Annotated in this window: 16 protein-coding genes and 1 pseudogene; 13 read left to right on the top strand and 4 right to left on the bottom strand. The window is 41.8% G+C overall.

Annotated features, from left to right (window positions below):
* Positions 1-86: 86 nt before the first annotated feature.
* From lldP to dld, 4 genes are all read left to right on the top strand, one after another.
* On the top strand, positions 87-1,754 hold the full coding sequence (gene lldP / locus KNQ97_RS17035; RefSeq protein WP_170324393.1) for an L-lactate permease: 1,668 nt from the start codon (positions 87-89) through the stop codon (positions 1,752-1,754).
* Between the two features lie 19 nt (positions 1,755-1,773).
* Positions 1,774-2,526 (top strand): transcriptional regulator LldR, encoded by a 753-nt coding sequence (gene lldR, locus KNQ97_RS17030; RefSeq protein ID WP_001222772.1) that lies wholly within the window; start codon positions 1,774-1,776, stop codon positions 2,524-2,526.
* The gene (lldD, locus tag KNQ97_RS17025; protein ID WP_000587286.1) at positions 2,523-3,674 is read left to right on the top strand and encodes an FMN-dependent L-lactate dehydrogenase LldD; all 1,152 of its coding nucleotides are present in this window, start codon (positions 2,523-2,525) and stop codon (positions 3,672-3,674) included. The genes lldR and lldD overlap by 4 nt, the downstream gene beginning before the upstream one ends.
* A 326-nt stretch (positions 3,675-4,000) precedes the next feature.
* The gene (gene dld / locus KNQ97_RS17020; protein WP_001193015.1) at positions 4,001-5,707 is read left to right on the top strand and encodes a D-lactate dehydrogenase; all 1,707 of its coding nucleotides are present in this window, start codon (positions 4,001-4,003) and stop codon (positions 5,705-5,707) included.
* A gap of 48 nt (positions 5,708-5,755) precedes the next feature.
* On the opposite strand, the gene KNQ97_RS17015 is transcribed toward dld, so the two are convergent.
* Positions 5,756-6,970, bottom strand: coding sequence for an amino acid aminotransferase (locus tag KNQ97_RS17015; protein WP_000486246.1), 1,215 nt, complete (start codon positions 6,968-6,970; stop codon positions 5,756-5,758).
* 335 nt (positions 6,971-7,305) lie between these two features.
* Positions 7,306-7,440, bottom strand: a pseudogene (locus tag KNQ97_RS17010) (hypothetical protein).
* A 45-nt stretch (positions 7,441-7,485) separates the two neighbouring features.
* Between KNQ97_RS17010 and KNQ97_RS17005 the strand changes: the two are divergent.
* The 9 genes from KNQ97_RS17005 to KNQ97_RS16965 all read left to right on the top strand — a co-directional run bounded on the left by KNQ97_RS17005 (position 7,486) and on the right by KNQ97_RS16965 (position 16,464).
* Complete coding sequence (locus tag KNQ97_RS17005) at positions 7,486-8,196, top strand: GntR family transcriptional regulator (RefSeq protein WP_001153625.1); 711 nt, start codon at positions 7,486-7,488, stop codon at positions 8,194-8,196.
* Entirely contained in the window at positions 8,189-9,073 is an 885-nt protein-coding gene (gene prpB, locus KNQ97_RS17000; protein WP_001118924.1) for a methylisocitrate lyase, read from the top strand. The genes KNQ97_RS17005 and prpB overlap by 8 nt, the downstream gene beginning before the upstream one ends.
* Before the next feature lie 255 nt (positions 9,074-9,328).
* The gene (prpC, locus tag KNQ97_RS16995) at positions 9,329-10,486 is read left to right on the top strand and encodes a 2-methylcitrate synthase (RefSeq protein WP_000097514.1); all 1,158 of its coding nucleotides are present in this window, start codon (positions 9,329-9,331) and stop codon (positions 10,484-10,486) included.
* Entirely contained in the window at positions 10,486-13,092 is a 2,607-nt protein-coding gene (gene acnD, locus KNQ97_RS16990; RefSeq protein ID WP_001093602.1) for a Fe/S-dependent 2-methylisocitrate dehydratase AcnD, read from the top strand. The genes prpC and acnD overlap by 1 nt, the downstream gene beginning before the upstream one ends.
* A 64-nt stretch (positions 13,093-13,156) precedes the next feature.
* A complete protein-coding gene (locus KNQ97_RS16985; RefSeq protein WP_249667245.1) occupies positions 13,157-14,038 on the top strand; it encodes a hypothetical protein in 882 nt (293 codons plus the stop codon).
* A 362-nt stretch (positions 14,039-14,400) separates the two neighbouring features.
* Entirely contained in the window at positions 14,401-14,535 is a 135-nt protein-coding gene (locus KNQ97_RS16980; RefSeq protein WP_001983336.1) for a zinc ribbon-containing protein, read from the top strand.
* A gap of 123 nt (positions 14,536-14,658) precedes the next feature.
* Positions 14,659-15,234: a DUF4126 domain-containing protein gene (locus tag KNQ97_RS16975; RefSeq protein ID WP_032001036.1), complete on the top strand. Its 576-nt coding sequence runs from the start codon at positions 14,659-14,661 to the stop codon at positions 15,232-15,234.
* Between the two features lie 57 nt (positions 15,235-15,291).
* A complete protein-coding gene (locus KNQ97_RS16970) occupies positions 15,292-15,717 on the top strand; it encodes a hypothetical protein (RefSeq protein WP_253612505.1) in 426 nt (141 codons plus the stop codon).
* A gap of 246 nt (positions 15,718-15,963) precedes the next feature.
* The gene (locus tag KNQ97_RS16965; RefSeq protein WP_001065613.1) at positions 15,964-16,464 is read left to right on the top strand and encodes an NUDIX hydrolase; all 501 of its coding nucleotides are present in this window, start codon (positions 15,964-15,966) and stop codon (positions 16,462-16,464) included.
* A 229-nt stretch (positions 16,465-16,693) separates the two neighbouring features.
* On the opposite strand, the gene KNQ97_RS16960 is transcribed toward KNQ97_RS16965, so the two are convergent.
* Positions 16,694-17,038 carry a hypothetical protein gene (locus KNQ97_RS16960; RefSeq protein WP_253612504.1) on the bottom strand — a complete coding sequence of 115 codons (345 nt, stop codon included), beginning with the start codon at positions 17,036-17,038 and terminating at the stop codon, positions 16,694-16,696.
* Positions 17,039-17,230: 192 nt separating this feature from the next.
* The gene (locus KNQ97_RS16955) at positions 17,231-17,515 is read right to left on the bottom strand and encodes a hypothetical protein (protein ID WP_253612503.1); all 285 of its coding nucleotides are present in this window, start codon (positions 17,513-17,515) and stop codon (positions 17,231-17,233) included.
* Between the last annotated feature and the right edge of the window lie 461 nt (positions 17,516-17,976).

Genomic DNA, 17,976 nt, shown 5'->3' with positions numbered 1-17,976 from the left:
TGCACTTAAATTTTAATTGGTCATACCAATTTGTGTTGAATGTTGAAATTTTAAGGTACAAAAATTCGCCTCGGCATTTCAAGGAGATGACAATGCTCAATATGTGGCAACAACTTTATGACCCTTTAAATAATATTTGGCTGTCTAGTGCGGTTGCATTAATCCCGATTATTTTCTTCTTTTTGGCCTTAGCTGTTTTTCGTTTAAAAGGCAGTATCGCGGGTACGGGCACAGTTATTATTGCATTACTGATTGCGCTATTTTTCTATCAAATGCCGGGTCAAATGGCCTTTGCGTCAATCATTTACGGTTTCTTCTACGGTCTATGGCCAATTTCATGGATCATTATCGGGGCAGTTTTTCTATACAAGATTTCGGTAAAAACAGGCCAGTTTGAAGTTATCCGCTCAAGCATTCTATCTATTACCGAAGACCAACGTCTGCAAATGTTACTCGTTGGTTTCGCATTTGGTACTTTCCTTGAAGGAGCTGCAGGCTTTGGTGCTCCTGTCGCAATTACCGCAGCACTACTTGTCGGCTTAGGGTTTAAGCCACTTTACGCTGCTGGTTTATGTTTGATCGTAAATACAGCACCAGTTGCATTCGGTGCAATGGGTATTCCAATTATTGTGGCGGGGCAGGTTTCCGGTGTAGACACTATGGAAATTAGCCAGATGGTGGGTCGTCAGTTGCCATTTTTAACCATTATTGTGCTGTTCTGGATTATGGCAATTATGGATGGCTGGCGTGGTGTTAAGGAAACTTGGCCTGCGGTATTGGTCGGTGGTGGTGCTTTTGCGATTGCTCAGTATCTCACCTCTAACTTTATTGGCCCTGAGTTACCAGACATTACCGCAGCAATTGCTTCATTGGTCAGTCTGACGTTGTTATTCCGTGTTTGGAAACCAAAACATATTTTCCGTTTTGAACCTGAAGCGGGTCAGACTTTGACTCAGCAACCTACAACAGTTCAACGTTATAGCATTGGGAAAATTGCAAAGGCATGGTCTCCATTTGCTATTTTAACGGTAATGGTCACCATCTGGAGCGTTAAGCCATTTAAAGCATTATTTGCAAAAGATGGCGCTCTTGAACACTGGATTTTTAAACTTGAAGTGCCGTATTTACACAAATTGGTCGAGAAAATGCCACCGATTGTGTCCGAGATGAAACCATACGAAGCGATTTATAAGTTTGACTGGTTCTCTGCAACAGGTACTGCAATTTTTATTGCTGCGATCATCACAGTTATTTTCTTAAAAATGAAACCAAGTGAGGCAGTAACAACCTTCGGTGAGACGCTCAATGAGTTAAAAACACCGATTTACTCGATTGGTATGGTGTTGGCATTTGCTTTTATTGCGAACTATTCAGGTTTATCTGCAACTTTGGCTCTGGCTCTATCGCATACGGGTCATGCGTTTACTTTCTTCTCGCCATTTTTGGGTTGGCTTGGTGTGTTCCTTACTGGTTCAGACACTTCTTCAAATGCTTTATTCTCGGCATTACAAGCAACCACCGCTCAGCAAATTGGTATTCCGGAAGTGTTATTGGTCGCTGCGAATACCAGTGGTGGTGTGACAGGTAAAATGATTTCGCCACAGTCGATTGCGATTGCTTGTGCCGCAGTAGGCTTAGTTGGAAAAGAGTCTGACTTGTTCCGTTTCACGGTAAAACATAGCATCATATTCACTGTCTTTGTTGGCATCATTATCACGGTTCAGGCATATCTGGTTCCGTGGATGATTCCATAACTCCAGTGAAGGAAACGCGATGAGAATCTCCGATCAAGTGGTCATGAAATTGCAGGCATTAATTGAAGAGCGTCACATGAAAAAAGGTGATCGTTTGCCTGCCGAGCGCCAGCTTGCAACTAGCTTAGGGGTTTCTCGTCCGTCTTTGCGTGAAGCAATTCAACAGCTCAATAGTCAAGGTGTACTGATTAGCCGCCGTGGCGATGGAACTTATATTCAGCAATTACCTGAACAATGGCCACAGCAACTGATTGTGAATCCAATCAGTAACCTGATTGAAGAAGATCCGTTATACCGTTTTGATGTGCAAGAGGCGCGTTTGGTGCTCGAAGGGGGGACGGCATGGTATGCCGCGTTACGTTCGACCCCAGAAGATCGCGCCAAAATTCATCATTATTTTAATGAAATTAGTCGCCATCAAAATGCGGGTGACTCAGCACAGGCTGCGGTCGCGGATGCTGAATTCCACTTAGCGATTGCTGAAGCATCTCACAATGTGGTGCTGATTCAAATGATGCGAAGTCTATTTGATTTGCTGCAATACAACGTCTTGTTAGGGCGTAAGAAAGTTTATAACGACCCCGTAAATGGTGACTTGCTCAGCGAGCAGCATTTTCAGGTGATGGATGCTATTGATCGTAAAGATCCCGAGGCCGCACGCCAAGCTGTCTGCGGTCATATTGAATTTGTGATTAATCATGTGCGTTCTCTGGATGAAGACGAAGCTCGCCAGAAACGTGCAAACCGTTTAAATAGAGTTGATTCAAAATGATTATTTCTTCTGGCAATGATTATCGTGCTGCGGCACAACGTCGCTTACCCCCCTTTTTATTTCACTATATTGATGGTGGAGCGTATGCGGAATATACCTTAAAGCGTAACGTACAAGATTTGTCAGAAATTGCATTGCGTCAGCGTGTGCTGAATGACATGTCCGCGTTGAGTTTAGAGACAAAACTGTTTAATGAAACGCTGTCGATGCCAGTTGCCTTGGCACCTGTAGGTTTAACAGGTATGTATGCACGCCGTGGTGAAGTGCAAGCCGCAATGGCAGCCGATAAAAAGGGTATTCCATTTACGCTTTCAACGGTTTCTGTTTGTCCGATTGAAGAAGTTGCACCTGCAATTAACCGTCCAATGTGGTTTCAGCTTTATGTATTACGTGACCGTGGTTTTATGCGTAATGCTTTGGAACGTGCAAAAGCGGCGGGTTGTTCAACACTGGTGTTTACCGTAGATATGCCTGTGCCGGGTGCACGTTATCGTGATGCCCATTCGGGTATGAGTGGGCCAAATGCTGCGATGCGCCGTTATATGCAGTCAGTGTTTCATCCGCACTGGTCATGGAACGTTGGCTTAATGGGACGTCCGCATGACCTCGGGAATATCTCTAAATATTTAGGTAAACCGACTGGGCTTGAAGACTATATTGGCTGGTTAGGCTCGAACTTTGACCCATCCATTTCATGGAAGGACCTTGAGTGGATTCGTGAGTTTTGGGATGGCCCAATGGTGATTAAAGGTATTTTAGATCCTGAAGATGCCAAAGATGCTGTGCGTTTTGGTGCAGATGGGATTGTAGTGTCGAATCACGGCGGTCGTCAGTTAGATGGCGTGATGTCATCTGCTCGTGCATTACCTGCAATTGCCGACGCAGTTAAAGGTGATTTGGCGATTTTGGCTGACTCAGGCATTCGTAATGGTTTAGATGTGGTGCGTATGTTGGCGCTCGGTGCCGATACGGTTTTACTTGGCCGTGCGTTTGTTTATGCCTTGGCAGCAGCAGGTGGACAAGGTGTGTCGAACTTACTTGATTTAATTGATAAGGAAATGCGTGTTGCGATGACCTTAACGGGTGCTAAGTCGATTTCGGATATTAATACGGATTGTTTAGTACAGGCGATTAAACAAGGACTTTAAAACATAGTAAGTGAAGCAGTAAGCACAGCCTCAAAATTTGGTGATTTGCTGATGTTTTACGTATAGGCATTTGTCACTTTTGAAAGGTCAAAAGTAACCAAAAAACCTTTTGTTGAGCAAACCGTACTTCCTTGTACGGTTGCTCAACAGGCGGCATCCCTGCCGCCAATGCGTCGCCAATTTGCATTAAATCTAATACCTAGAGATTAGCTGCTGGTGCTAAGCGTCAATGAGCTGCTTACATCGAAGTTTTCCCTGTAAGACTACGTCGTGTTGCTCTAAATTTAAAAAAACTATGTGGTATGGATGACCAAAAGGAAACCATCATGCAAACATTTTCCCCTCAAGCAGTGATCGAACATTTACAGAATATTGTAGGGCGTTCTTATGTTTTGACCGATGATCAAAGTACGCGTCAGTACCGTCAAGGTCGTCGTTTTGGTGAGGGGAAAGTGCTTGCAGTGGTTGTACCAGGGACCTTGCTAGAGCAATGGCAAGTGTTGCAGGCTGCAATTGAGGCAGACTGTATTGTGATTATGCAGGCGGCCAATACGGGATTGACCGGTGGTTCAACTCCGTATGGCGATGACTATGATCGTCCTGTTTTGGTGATGAGTACCCGCCGTTTAAAGGGTATTCAAGTCATCCATGACGGCAAGCAAGTCATTTGTTTACCGGGTGCGACCTTAGATAATTTAGAGCAAATTTTAAAAGGCTATAATCGTGAACCACATTCGGTGATTGGTTCATCTTGTATTGGTGCATCGGTACTTGGTGGTGTGTGTAATAACTCTGGTGGTGCACTGGTACGCCGTGGTCCTGCGTATACGGAACTGGCATTATATGCTCAGGTCAATGCTGCTGGTCAATTAGAGCTGGTGAATCATTTAGGCGTAAATTTGGGCTCGACACCCGAAGAAATTTTGACTCGTTTAGAGAAGCAGCAATACCAAGCCGTAGATATTTTAGATGACAACGAAAAGCAGGCATCGGACCATCGCTATGCGCACGACGTGACTCAGGTCGATGAAGATACGCCTGCTCGTTTTAATGCAGACCCGTCACGTTTGTTTGAAGCCTCGGGTTCGGCAGGTAAGGTCTGTGTGTTTGCTGTACGCCTTGATACCTATGAAAAAGTAGAGAGCAGTGTTTTTTATATTGGTAGTAATGATGCCGATGATTTAACGGCTATTCGTCGCTACTTACTGACCTCACTGCCAAGCTTGCCAATTGCGGGCGAATATATTCACCGTGATGCTTATTTGATTGGTGAAAAGTACGGAAAAGACACCTTCTTATTTATTGAAAAGTTTGGTACAGCCAATGTTCCAAAAGCTTTCGCGATGAAAGACAAAGTCGATGGCTTTTTAGAAAAATTTAAAATTAAAGGTTTAACAGACCAGATTTTACAGGCGATTACCTTCTTTTTACCGAGTCATTTGCCTAAGCGTATGACCGAATATCGAGATCGTTATGAGCACCATTTAGTGTTACGTGTTGAAAATAATTCAAAAGCTCAGACCGAGCAGTTTTTAAAAGAATATTTTGCAGTGCATCAGTCAGGCAACTATTTCGTATGTAGTGAAGAGGAAGGTCGAAAGGCGTTCTTACACCGTTTTGCGATTGCAGGGGCGGCAATTCGTTATCGTGATACGCACCGTAGTGAAGTTGAAGATATTGTAGCGCTTGATATTGCGCTACGCCGTAATGACCGTGAATGGGTAGAGCAATTACCAGCCGAGATGGAAAAGAAAATCATCCATAAACTCTATTATGGGCATTTCTTTTGTCATGTTTTCCATCAGGACTATATTCTTAAAAAGGGTAATGATCCGTTAGAAATGGAACATCAAATGTGGAAATTACTCGATGCGCGCCGTGCTGAATATCCGGCAGAGCATAATGTTGGGCATCTTTACATTGCCAAACCTGCATTAGCCAATTTCTATCAAAAACTCGACCCAACCAATAGCTTTAATGTGGGTATTGGCCATACCTCAAAACTGAAATATTGGGGTAAGGCTAAATCGTAATATCGAGACATAAAAAAAGGCGCCGAAGCGCCTTTTTTAATAGATGATTTATGCTGCTTCTACTGATTTAGCAAGCACTTCAGCCATCGCTTTAGCAACAGTGTAAACATTGTTCATGTTTAAACCTGCTACACAAATACGGCCACTACGTACTAAGTAGATTGCATATTCTTCACGCAAGATATCTACTTGCTCAGCAGTTAGACCTGTGTAGCTAAACATACCTTTTTGGTTTACAAGGTAGCTAAAGTCACGGTCTGGTAATGCTTTAGTGAGTTCGTCTTTCAAGATGCTACGCATTTTGATAATACGCTCACGCATCTCTTTCACTTCACCTTGCCATTGTTGGTTAAGTTCAGCGTCATTTAACACTTCATCAACTAGCCAAGCACCTGTTGTAGGAGGGCTAGAGTAAATACGGCGTACAGTCGCTTTTAACTGACCGAATGTGCACTGAGCAGCTTCTGCATCGTCACATACGAAAGTTAAGCCACCAACGCGTTCGCCATATAAAGAGAAGATTTTAGAGAACGAGTTGCTCACGATGAAGTTTAGACCCGCTTGGTCTAAGGCACGGATTGCATACGCATCTTCTTCCATACCGTCACCAAAACCTTGGTAAGCGATGTCTAGGAATGGAATAAGGTTACGATCTTTTAATACTGCAATCACTTGGTCCCATTGCGCTGGGTTTAAGTCAGCACCCGTTGGGTTATGGCAGCATGGGTGTAACAACACAATGCTTTGCTCAGGCAAAGTTTTAAGTGTAGACAACATACCGTCAAAATCTACACCACGCGTTTCTGCATCGAAATATGGGTAGAAATGAGTTTTGATGCCAGCGCCATTGAAAATCGCAACGTGGTTATCCCAAGTTGGTTGGCTTACCCAAACGTCTGAATTTGGGAAATAAGTTTTTAAGAAATCTGCACCAACTTTCAATGCACCTGAACCACCAAGCGTTTGGATGGTTACAGCACGGCCAGCTTTAACTGCTGGGCTGTTTGCACCAAATAAAAGTGCTTGAATTGCTTCACGGTAAGGTTTGAAGCCTTCCATTGGCAAATAAAGTTTGGTTTTACCGTTCTTAGGCTCAATACGCTTTTGCGCCTCGATAATGGTCTCTAACTGAGGAACAATGCTGTCTTCGTTATAATAAAGACCAATACTCAAGTTTACTTTTTCAGAACGAGTATCAGCATTGAACTGTTCCATTAAAGAGAGAATTGGATCGCCTGCGTATGGGGGGATATGTTGAAACATCAAAAAAGTCCTTTCATTCAACAATATGCATAGTGCTGGGTTTTTTCTGTCTCGAAAAATACGCTACAACTATGTCGATGCTCAATAATGTATCAATAAAGCTACCGTGAAGCACCTGATAATTTCACTAATATCGATATTTTCTGGATGAAAATGATAAAAAGATTTAAAAGAAATTACGGTAAATAGAAACTAATTTCTAACTTATGCTTTCATTGAAGCAGATTGTCTACAATCTTGCTGTAATACATTGGTTGTAGACTAAAGTTTGAAACAAAAGATTAGAGGCCGAAAAGCAACTAAAAAAGTGCCATAAATCTATAGGTAAATTAATATTAAGTAACTGTTTTATATATATTAATTGGAAAGTGGTTTAATTGTTTAAATATAAGGTGATATAAGCGGTCAGGCTATAAAAATTGACCTGATGCGTTCTGAAAAGTGTCAACAATCACCTTGATTTTTTTCATTCATCCCGCTATAAAACTCATAATTGATTAAAAATTGTCGACAATATGCAAGATTTGACCTTCGCACCAGAGCCATTACAAAGTCAGGGAAGAACACTGACCGAGCATGTATTTAAGCAAATACAGACGGCGATTGTTTTGGGTCAAATTCCGGCAGGCAGCAAGATTTCCGAGCCTGAACTGGCACGCACTTATGGTATTAGTCGTGGGCCTTTGCGCGAAGCGATTCATCGCCTTGAAGGGCAACGTTTGGTTGAGCGTACTGCACATGTGGGTGCGCGCGTGGTTTCGCTTTCACTGCAACAGTTTAAAGAGCTTTACCAGATTCGTGCGTCTTTAGAAGGTTTGGCTTGCAAACTTGCGGCACAGCATATTGATAAAAAGCAAATTTTGGCGCTACGTGATGTTTTGCGTATGCATGCCGAAGATGAAAACTTTAAAGCAGGTAAAGGATATTACTTGCAAGAAGGGCAGGACGATTTTCACTACTGCATTATCAAAAGTAGTGGCAATAAAACCCTAGAAAAAATGCTATGTGATGAGCTTTATCATCTCATCCGTATGTACCGAATTCAGTTTTCAAACACACCCGATCGACCGAGCAAAGCTTGGGACGAACATATCCGTATTTTAGATGCAATTGCAGAAGGCGATGGTGAACTTGCCGAGCTGCTCATGCATCGACATATCAATGCTTCTTACAAAATTATTGAGCAAACACTGCTACAAGCACAAGGAGAACATAACAATGGCTAAACAATCCGCAGGTCAGCTATTTCGCGATGCCGTAGCCCAAGAAAAGCCATTACAAGTGGTGGGAACCATCAATGCCAATCATGCACTTTTGGCAAAACGTGCAGGTTATAAAGCGATTTACTTATCAGGTGGTGGTGTAGCAGCTGGTTCTTTAGGCTTACCTGATTTAGGAATCAGTAACCTTGATGATGTGTTGACAGACGTACGCCGTATTACCGATGTATGTGATCTTCCATTATTAGTCGATGCTGACACAGGCTTTGGTGCTTCTGCATTTAACATTGCACGTACTACGAAATCACTCATTAAGTTTGGTGCTGCGGCAATGCACATTGAAGACCAAGTGGGTGCAAAACGTTGTGGTCACCGTCCGAACAAAGCCATTGTGACTCAAGAAGAAATGGTTGACCGTATTAAAGCTGCGGTTGATGCGCGTGGTGATGACAGCTTCGTGATTATGGCACGTACCGATGCGTTAGCGGTTGAAGGCTTACAAGCTGCCATTGACCGTGCGGGTGCCTACATTGAGGCAGGCGCAGACATGTTGTTCCCTGAAGCAATTACCGAGCTTGATATGTACAAGCAATTTGCTCAGAAGACAGGCGTACCAATTTTGGCAAACATTACCGAGTTTGGTTCTACACCATTGTTTACTACTGAAGAGTTAGCATCTGCCGATGTAAGCCTTGCGCTTTATCCGCTTTCTGCTTTCCGTGCCATGAACAAGGCAGCCGAAACTGTGTATGAAACCTTACGTAAAGAAGGTACACAAAAGAACGTGGTTGATATTATGCAAACGCGTAAAGAGTTATATGAACGCATTAACTACTACGCGTTTGAAGACTACTTAGACAACGCATTTGCTAAAAAGAAATAAGCTCTCTTTTAAAAGAAGGGGAAGCGATGGTCTTGGCTATCGTGAGGGCGGCATGGATGCCGCTACGTTGGACTGCGATATAGGGATATATCGTCAGACCAACAAGGATTTTTGCTTACTTTTCATCCGTGAAAAGTAAGGCGAACGGCAGGTTAATCCAAAAATTGGATGAGAACTCGGCAAGACGCTGTCGCGTTTTCACCAAAGTAAAAATTGAACAAACAACAAATTCTGGTTGATATAAAGGATGATTCTATGAGCTCAAATGAAACAACAACAGGCTTCAAACCAAAAAAATCAGTTGCACTTAGCGGACAAGTTGCAGGCAACACAGCACTATGTACCGTAGGACGTAGCGGTAACGACTTGCACTATCGTGGCTATGACATTCTTGACCTTGCGGCAGGTAGCGAGTTTGAAGAAGTTGCTCACTTGCTCGTACATGGCAAATTACCAAACAAAGCTGAACTCAAAGCTTATAAAGCAAAATTAAAAGCGCTTCGTGGTTTACCGGCAGCACTTAAAACTGCACTTGAGCAATTACCACCATCTGCACACCCAATGGATGTGATGCGTACTGGTGTTTCAGTTCTAGGTTGTTTAACTCCAGAACATGAAGACCACAATGAAGCGGGCGCAAAAGACATTGCTGACAAATTAATGGCAAGCTTAGGTTCAATGCTGCTTTATTGGTATCACTTCAGCAACAACGGTCGTCGCATTGAAGTTGAAACTGATGACGACTCAATTGCAGCGCATTTCTTGCACTTACTTCATGGTGAAAAACCATGTGAAGAGTGGATTCAAGCGATGCATACATCACTTATTTTGTATGCTGAGCATGAGTTCAATGCATCTACATTTACGTCACGCGTGGTTGCAGGTACAGGTTCTGACATGTACTCGGCAATTACAGGCGGTATTGGTGCACTTCGCGGACCTAAGCACGGTGGTGCAAACGAAGTTGCATTCGTGATTCAACAACGTTACGACAATCCAGACGAAGCAGAAGCTGACATCCGTAAACGTGTTGAAAATAAAGAAGTTGTAATCGGATTTGGTCACCCTGTATATACAGTTTCTGACCCACGTAATGAAGTGATCAAGAAAGTAGCGCATGACTTAGCAGAAGCGCAAGAGAATACCAAAATGTACCTCATCGCTGAGCGTTTGGAAGCAGTGATGAAAGAAGTGAAAAACATGTTCCCGAACCTCGACTGGTTCAGTGCGGTGAGCTATCACTTAATGGGTGTTCCAACTGCCATGTTTACACCGTTATTCGTAATTGCACGTACAGCAGGTTGGTCAGCACACGTAATTGAACAACGCCAAGACGGCAAAATCATTCGTCCAAGCGCGAACTACACAGGCCCTGAAAACCTTGAATTTAAACCATTGGCGGAGCGTGGTTAATGAACACAAAATACCGTAAACCGCTGGCAGGTACCCAGCTTGAATACTACGACGTGCGTCAAGCCGTTGAAGATATTCAGCCAGGCGCATACGAAAAACTGCCTTACACCTCTAAAGTACTCGCAGAGCAATTGGTACGCCGTGCCGATGCCGAGAACTTAACTGCTTATTTAACGCAGTTGATTGAACGCCGTCAGGACTTGGACTTTCCTTGGTACCCTGCACGTGTGGTGTGTCATGACATCTTGGGACAAACTGCATTGGTTGACCTTGCAGGTTTGCGTGACGCGATTGCTGAGAAGGGCGGTGACCCATCTAAAGTTAATCCAGTTGTACCAACACAGCTCATTGTCGACCACTCTTTAGCAGTGGAATATGGTGGTGCTGACCCAGACGCTTTTGCAAAAAACCGTGCTGTTGAAGATCGCCGTAACGAAGACCGTTTCCACTTCATTGAGTGGACCAAAACTGCATTTAAAAATGTCGATGTGATCCCTGCGGGGAACGGCATTATGCACCAGATTAACCTAGAGAAAATGTCTCCGGTGATTCAGGCGCGTGATGGCGTAGCATTCCCAGACACATGTGTCGGTACAGACTCACATACACCACATACAGACGCTTTGGGCGTAATTTCTGTGGGTGTAGGTGGTTTAGAAGCTGAAAACGTAATGTTGGGCCGTGCATCTTGGATGCGTCTGCCAGACATTATTGGTGTTGAGTTGGTTGGTCAACGTCAGGCAGGCATTACTGCAACAGATATCGTGTTGGCTCTCACTGAATTCTTGCGTAAAGAGCGTGTGGTTGGTGCTTACCTTGAGTTCTTTGGTGAAGGCGCTGACAGTATGTCTGTGGGCGACCGTGCCACCATTTCGAACATGACACCAGAATATGGTGCTACGGCTGCGATGTTCTACATCGACCAAAACACAATCGACTACTTACGCCTAACAGGCCGTGAAGATGCTCAAGTGGCATTGGTTGAACAGTACGCAAAAGAAATTGGCCTTTGGGCATCTGAAATGACCAAAGCAGAGTACCCACGTGTACTACGTTTTGATCTATCGACAGTCACACGTAATATTGCTGGTCCATCAAACCCGCATGCACGTGTTTCAACCAGTGACCTAAAAGAAAAAGGCATTGCGGGTGTAGTTGAAAACCGTTCTGATGGCTTAATGCCAGATGGCGCAATCATTATTGCTGCAATTACTTCATGTACCAACACCTCTAACCCACGTAACACCGTGGCGGCAGGTTTGTTGGCACGTAAAGCGAATGAACTTGGTTTGGTTCGTAAACCTTGGGTGAAATCATCATTTGCACCGGGTTCAAAAGCGGCTGCACTTTACCTTGAAGAAGCAGGTGTTCTAAAAGACTTAGAGAAACTTGGTTTTGGTATTGTGGCTTATGCTTGTACAACGTGTAACGGTATGTCTGGCGCGTTAGATCCAGCTATTCAGCAAGAAATTATTGACCGTGACTTGTACGCAACCGCAGTACTCTCTGGTAACCGTAACTTCGATGGCCGTATCCATCCATATGCAAAACAAGCGTTCTTGGCATCTCCACCGCTTGTTGTGGCATATGCAATTGCTGGTACGATCCGTTTTGATATCGAAAAAGATGCGTTAGGTTATGACAAAGAAGGTAACCCGATTTACCTGAAAGACATCTGGCCATCTGACGCTGAAATTGATGCGTTAGTTAAGCAAGCCGTGAAGCCTGAACAGTTCCGTAAAGTCTACATTCCAATGTTTGACTTGGGCGAAGTTGAACAAGCGAAGAGCCCACTTTACGACTGGCGTCCGCAAAGTACTTACATCCGCCGTCCACCATATTGGGAAGGGGCGTTGGCTGCACCACGTACTTTGGCGAACATGCGTCCGCTTGCGATTTTGGGTGACAACATCACCACCGACCATTTGTCGCCTTCAAACGCGATTTTGATGGACTCGGCTGCGGGTGAATACCTTCACAAAATGGGCGTACCAGAAGAAGACTTTAACTCATACGCAACGCACCGTGGTGACCACTTGACTGCACAACGTGCAACATTTGCAAACCCGAAACTCTATAACGAAATGGTTCGCCGTTCAGACGGTACCATTAAGCAAGGTTCAAAAGCGCGTGTAGAGCCAGAAGGCGAAGTGATGCGCATGTGGGAAGCAATTGAAACCTACATGAACCGTAAGCAGCCGTTAATTATTATTGCGGGTGCTGATTATGGTCAGGGTTCAAGCCGTGACTGGGCTGCAAAAGGGGTACGCCTTGCAGGTGTTGAAGCGATTGTGGCAGAAGGTTTTGAGCGTATTCACCGTACTAACTTGGTGGGTATGGGCGTGTTACCGCTTGAGTTTAAACCGGGTGTAAACCGTAAGACTTTAAAACTAGATGGTACAGAGCTTTATAGCGTGATTGGTAATATTGCGCCGCGTTCGACTTTAACTTTAGTGATTGAACGTGCCACAGCGGATGGTAAAGAAGAGATTCTTGAAGTGCCTGTGACTTGCCGTTTAGATACAGAAGAAGAAGTTTCTGTATATGAAGCGGGCGGTGTATTACAGCGTTTTGCGCAAGACTTTTTAGAAGGCCAAGTGGCTTGATACTTTAGTTAAACATTATTGATATTGTTCAAAAAAAGCCCTATCTTGATGATGGGGTTTTTTTATGGTTTTAGTTTTAGTGGACAATAATACTCTTACAGCATTTGCAACAGTCCTATTGGCATTAATTGGAATTATTCAAATACTAGTTTTGATTGGCCAATTATATTTATTGCGTAGTCAAAAAAGAAATCAAGATATAGAAGTTTTAGAAGTATACCGGAAAAGATGGTTTGATTATCAAGTAAAATTTGGTTGTTTAGTATATTTAGGGAGAGATTTAGATGAATATTATCAAATACTTGATGCAGAAGAAATTATTAAATTAAATTCTAATCTTCTATCTTCAAGGAGAGAAAAACCTACTATATGGGCTAGAGATGCTGTGAGAGATGTATCGGCTCTAATGAGTGATATCTGTATTAGAATTTTACAAGGAAGTTTAACAATTCAGTCTGTTTATCCAATTTTAGGTACTACTATTCTTAGACATAGTCGTCCTTTAAGAATATTGCTTGAAAGTGACTATTATTATGATTTCGGAACAGATGATGCGATAATAAATAAAAACTTATTGTATAGACATAAACAAGTACGAGAAGAAGTACAAAATTGGTTTGTATATCATATTGGAACTCAAAGACGGTGTTTAATCTTAATTGATTTATTATGGGCTGAAGCTGCCAGATTACAGGATTTACCACCAGATGATTTAAAAGCCGCAGCTGATGCTAAGATCAATTCTGGGAAGAAAAATAGAATTAGAATAGAACAAGAACATTTCCTATTAAATTCTAGTATAAGTTATCTGAGAGCAAAGCGATTATCTAATTATTTAAAACATTCAGAGTACAAGAAATATTTTTGGAGTAAGGGGTTATCTAAAAAGAAACTTGAAAAACTTGATAAAGAATGGACAGAAAAACTTTTAGCAAGATATAACTAAAATTACATTTGTGAATCCCAAAAATCTAATTTTATAAATTGAGCATATAAAAAGCCCGACATCCTGTCGGGCTTTTTCGTATTTGGTTGCTAGATATGACTCCTGTCGTATCTCACGATCCTGATGCATGAACCTATTATTGTTGTTTTATGTTCCGGAACATCCTGTTCCTGTATGAGTTCATATTAGAAAAAAAGCAGAGGGTAGCCAATCCGCTAAATCCCTAAATCTGTGTAAGATAAATCGTACAAATAACATTTTTTGCATTTATGCCATCATCATCGGGCGAAATGGACAATTGACATTCACTTTAAGTGGGTTATATTCCTGTTTAATATATATACGATTATAGGAATGTAATCATGGTAACAGCTGGCGAAAAACCCGGAACAGGCTTCTATTTCTGTGCTCAGTGCGGACATAGAGTGTTTTTAGAAATTAATACCGACCCTTTACCACCTTGCACAAAATGCTACTGCACGCAATTTAAACGTTAAGAATGAAATAATATTTGCGTTCGCATTTAACAAAAAGCCCTGTCACCCGATGGGGCTTTTTGTTAATTTAAAAATAAGACTTACATAACAAGACCCGTGATGGGCATAAAGAAGGAAACCGTTATGGAAACGATATTGGGTTTATGTATTGGTGTGGGCCTGAGCGCTGCCTGCGGTTTTCGCGTGTTTGTGCCGCTACTGGTCATGAGCATCGCCACCATGATGGGATGGTTTGAGCCATCAAAAGGCTTTGAGTGGTTAGCTCTGCCATCGGTGTGTTTGGCTTTAGGCGTGGCAACGGTGTGTGAAGTTGCAGCTTACTATATCCCGTGGGTCGATAATGCCTTAGACACAGTCGCAACCCCTGCGGCGATGATCGCGGGTACGTTAGCGACAATGGCGGTTAGCAGTGGAGAAATGTCTCAGTTTGCCAGTTGGGCAGCAGCCATTATTGTCGGTGGTGGTACGGCAGGTGTGGTGCAAATGAGTACCGTTGCTGCACGTGGTGTTTCAACTGCGACCACGGGTGGTTTAGGGAACTTTATTGTGGCGACAGGGGAGTGGATTGGAGCAATCTTACTTTCAGTTTCAGCTATGCTGGTGCCTGCGCTTGTTGCAATAGTGGTGCTGATTGCGGTTATTTGGGTGGTGCGTTGGATTCGCCATAAAAAGCAAGAACAGGCGCATAGTCCTTTGTAACTAAGAAAATATATTAAATTCAGAGAATATCAGTACATTTGCAAAAGAATAATCAAAATGACTTTAAAAACACATATTGAATTTCGTTCAGATCATTTTCCCCGTGTTCCTAATGAAATTGGTCAAGAAGAACATATTTGGGGATACAGACTAGCTCAGTATTTATCAAATAGATTAATTGATTCTGGCTTTGATGTATCAGATTTTATAAAAGAAGACTGGGGATATTTGATCCCTTTCAAGAATGATGAATTTAAAGATATTTGGATTGGATGTAACCATTACGCGGAGTTTGATAATGGATTTTTAGTGTTTATAAATCCTTTTAATCCTATTGTTCGGAAAGGATTTTTTAAGAAAATAGATATATCCGATAAGATAAATCAAATTAGTCAGGCACTTGAGATGATCTTAATGAATGACCCTTTAATTTATGCTCAGCGTTGGTGGTTAGAAGAAGATAGGAAACTAATTACCAGATAATTTTAGACTATAAAAAAAGCCCGACATCCTGTCGGGCTTTCTTGTATTTGGTGATTAGATATGACTCCTGTCGTATCTCACGCTCCTGGTGCTTGAACGTATTATTGTTGTTTTATGTTCCGGAACATCCTGTTCCTGTATGACTTCATATTAGGAAAAAAGCAGAGTGTCGCCAATCCGCAAAATCCCTAAAAGTTTGTAGGATAAAACGTACATAGAGAAATGATTTAACTTTTCAAAGTGAATATGAATAATAGCCATCTTGTTGCTTTAAGAAAAAATCAAATGCGTATTAGAAAATCTTCAAGACTATTAGTCATTAATGAAAATCATCAAATCCTCTTATTTCAATTCACTCATACAAATGATGCCTTAGCTGGACAATCACATTGGGCAACCATAGGTGGAGGTCTTGAAGAAGGGGAAACCTTCGAACAAGCAGCTTGCCGAGAGCTTTATGAAGAGTTAGGTATAGTAAGGCAAAATGTAGGTACTCATGTGGCAACACGCAATTTTGAAATGATGCTACCTAGTGCAGAAGTTGTGATTTCTGATGAAAGGCTTTTTATTGTTTTTATTAAAAATGAAGAAGTGAATACAGCAAACTGGACTGAACAAGAAAAGTTTGTGATTAGTAAAAGCCGTTGGTGGACGTTTGATGAGCTAAGCCAAACAGATGAGATTGTGTATCCAAACAATATTCCTAATATTCTTGTAGATAGTTTGCCTGAAATTTTTAAATCCTAATATTTCCTAATATTCAGATATAAAAAAGCCCGACTTCCTGTCGGGCTTTTTCGTATTTGGTGATTAGATATGACTCCTGTCGTATCTCACGCTCCTGGTGCTTGAACATATTATTGTTGTTTTGTGTTCCGGAACATCCTGTTCCTGTATGACTTCATATTAGGAAAAAAGTAGGGCATCGCCAATCCGCAAAAACCTTAAAAGTTTGTAGGTTAAAACGTACAAGCTACTATTCATCTTGGGGTAAAGGCCAAAGAATATCTTTGTTTTGCTTGAATTTTTTGTACCAATATTGGCTTATCAGCGCTTTGTCATCTCTATCGAAATGATAAACGAATATATCTAAAGCTTCATTTAAGTCGAGGTCATAGCGAAACTTGGCAGTAGCTAAATGATCTTGTATTTCATATAACTGATTAAATACAGGCAAAGAATCTTCATAAGTTAATAATTGAATTTGTTGAAGAAGTTCTTTTATTTGATGCTCATACGCATCTAAAATTCTTGCCAGATCAATCCATGCATTTCTATATGTGATAAGTCTTTGCTCAAATTCATCCCATGTGTAATTCATTCTAATAAATGTTCAAAAGTTGAATGTAAGCACAGCATAACTTGATTGGTTATAAAATTGATCTGATTTTTCAATATGCTAGATCGGCAAATCAAAAAACTTAGGCCTCTGTGCCACAACAGACTTTAATTTTTTGCGCTGATTTAAAGTAATAAACCATTGCGACACAGAGATAAAGAGCTAAGCCAACGCTTAGCCCAGACTACTTTTGTCACATCGCTGCATGGTGCTTAAAAAAGTAGGGGCAAAGTCCTGTGGGAGAACAGGACTTTGCAAACTGACATGTTCTAGGCGCTGCATGAGTTTTGGGGAGTAGGTTTGTTCGAGTCGCTGGTAAATACATTCGCAACTGGTCTTGCTATGCCCACCCGACAGGCAAATTTTTTCAAACTCTTGCTGAGTGTGGAGGTTACAGCCTGAAATACCCAAGCTCACTAGAAAAAAACTTAAAGCCAAAAAAGGTTTATAAATTGTCATATTATTCTCATAATGATTTGTATCTATGAGTAGAATAAAAATATAATCTTTTTAAAAATTAAAATAATTTTTTAGGTAATAATTAATCCTCCTATGCATACAGGAAAATAAAATAATTAAAATTTTAAAATAAAAAATAATTTATAAATTTAAAAAATAGGACGTAAAAAACCAAATTTTAAATCAATAAAAAAGTTAAATAAGAGAGAAAATGAGTTTGAAAAGTGGCATAGTCAACTCCTTAAAAAATGGAGTTCTACCACCAGATTACCGCGAATTAATTTAGGGTGGTAGAACGAAAGGGGGTTGACAGACTGGACTCGTAGAACCAGCACGCGCGGGGCGTCCCCCTCCCGTCCTGAACTGCACCCCATAAGTTAGACTTTTTAAACTTATGAGGTGTGCCCTATGCCAATTCCGAAGCATTCAAAAGAGTTAAAATTAAAAGTCATTCAAGCTTA

The sequence above is a fragment of the Acinetobacter sp. UC24323 genome, from assembly GCF_024151445.1.
GTDB classification, from domain to species: Bacteria; Pseudomonadota; Gammaproteobacteria; order Pseudomonadales; family Moraxellaceae; genus Acinetobacter; species Acinetobacter baumannii.
The sequence above is the reverse complement of the archived record's forward strand: the minus strand, read 5'-3'. Positions and strand labels throughout refer to the sequence as shown.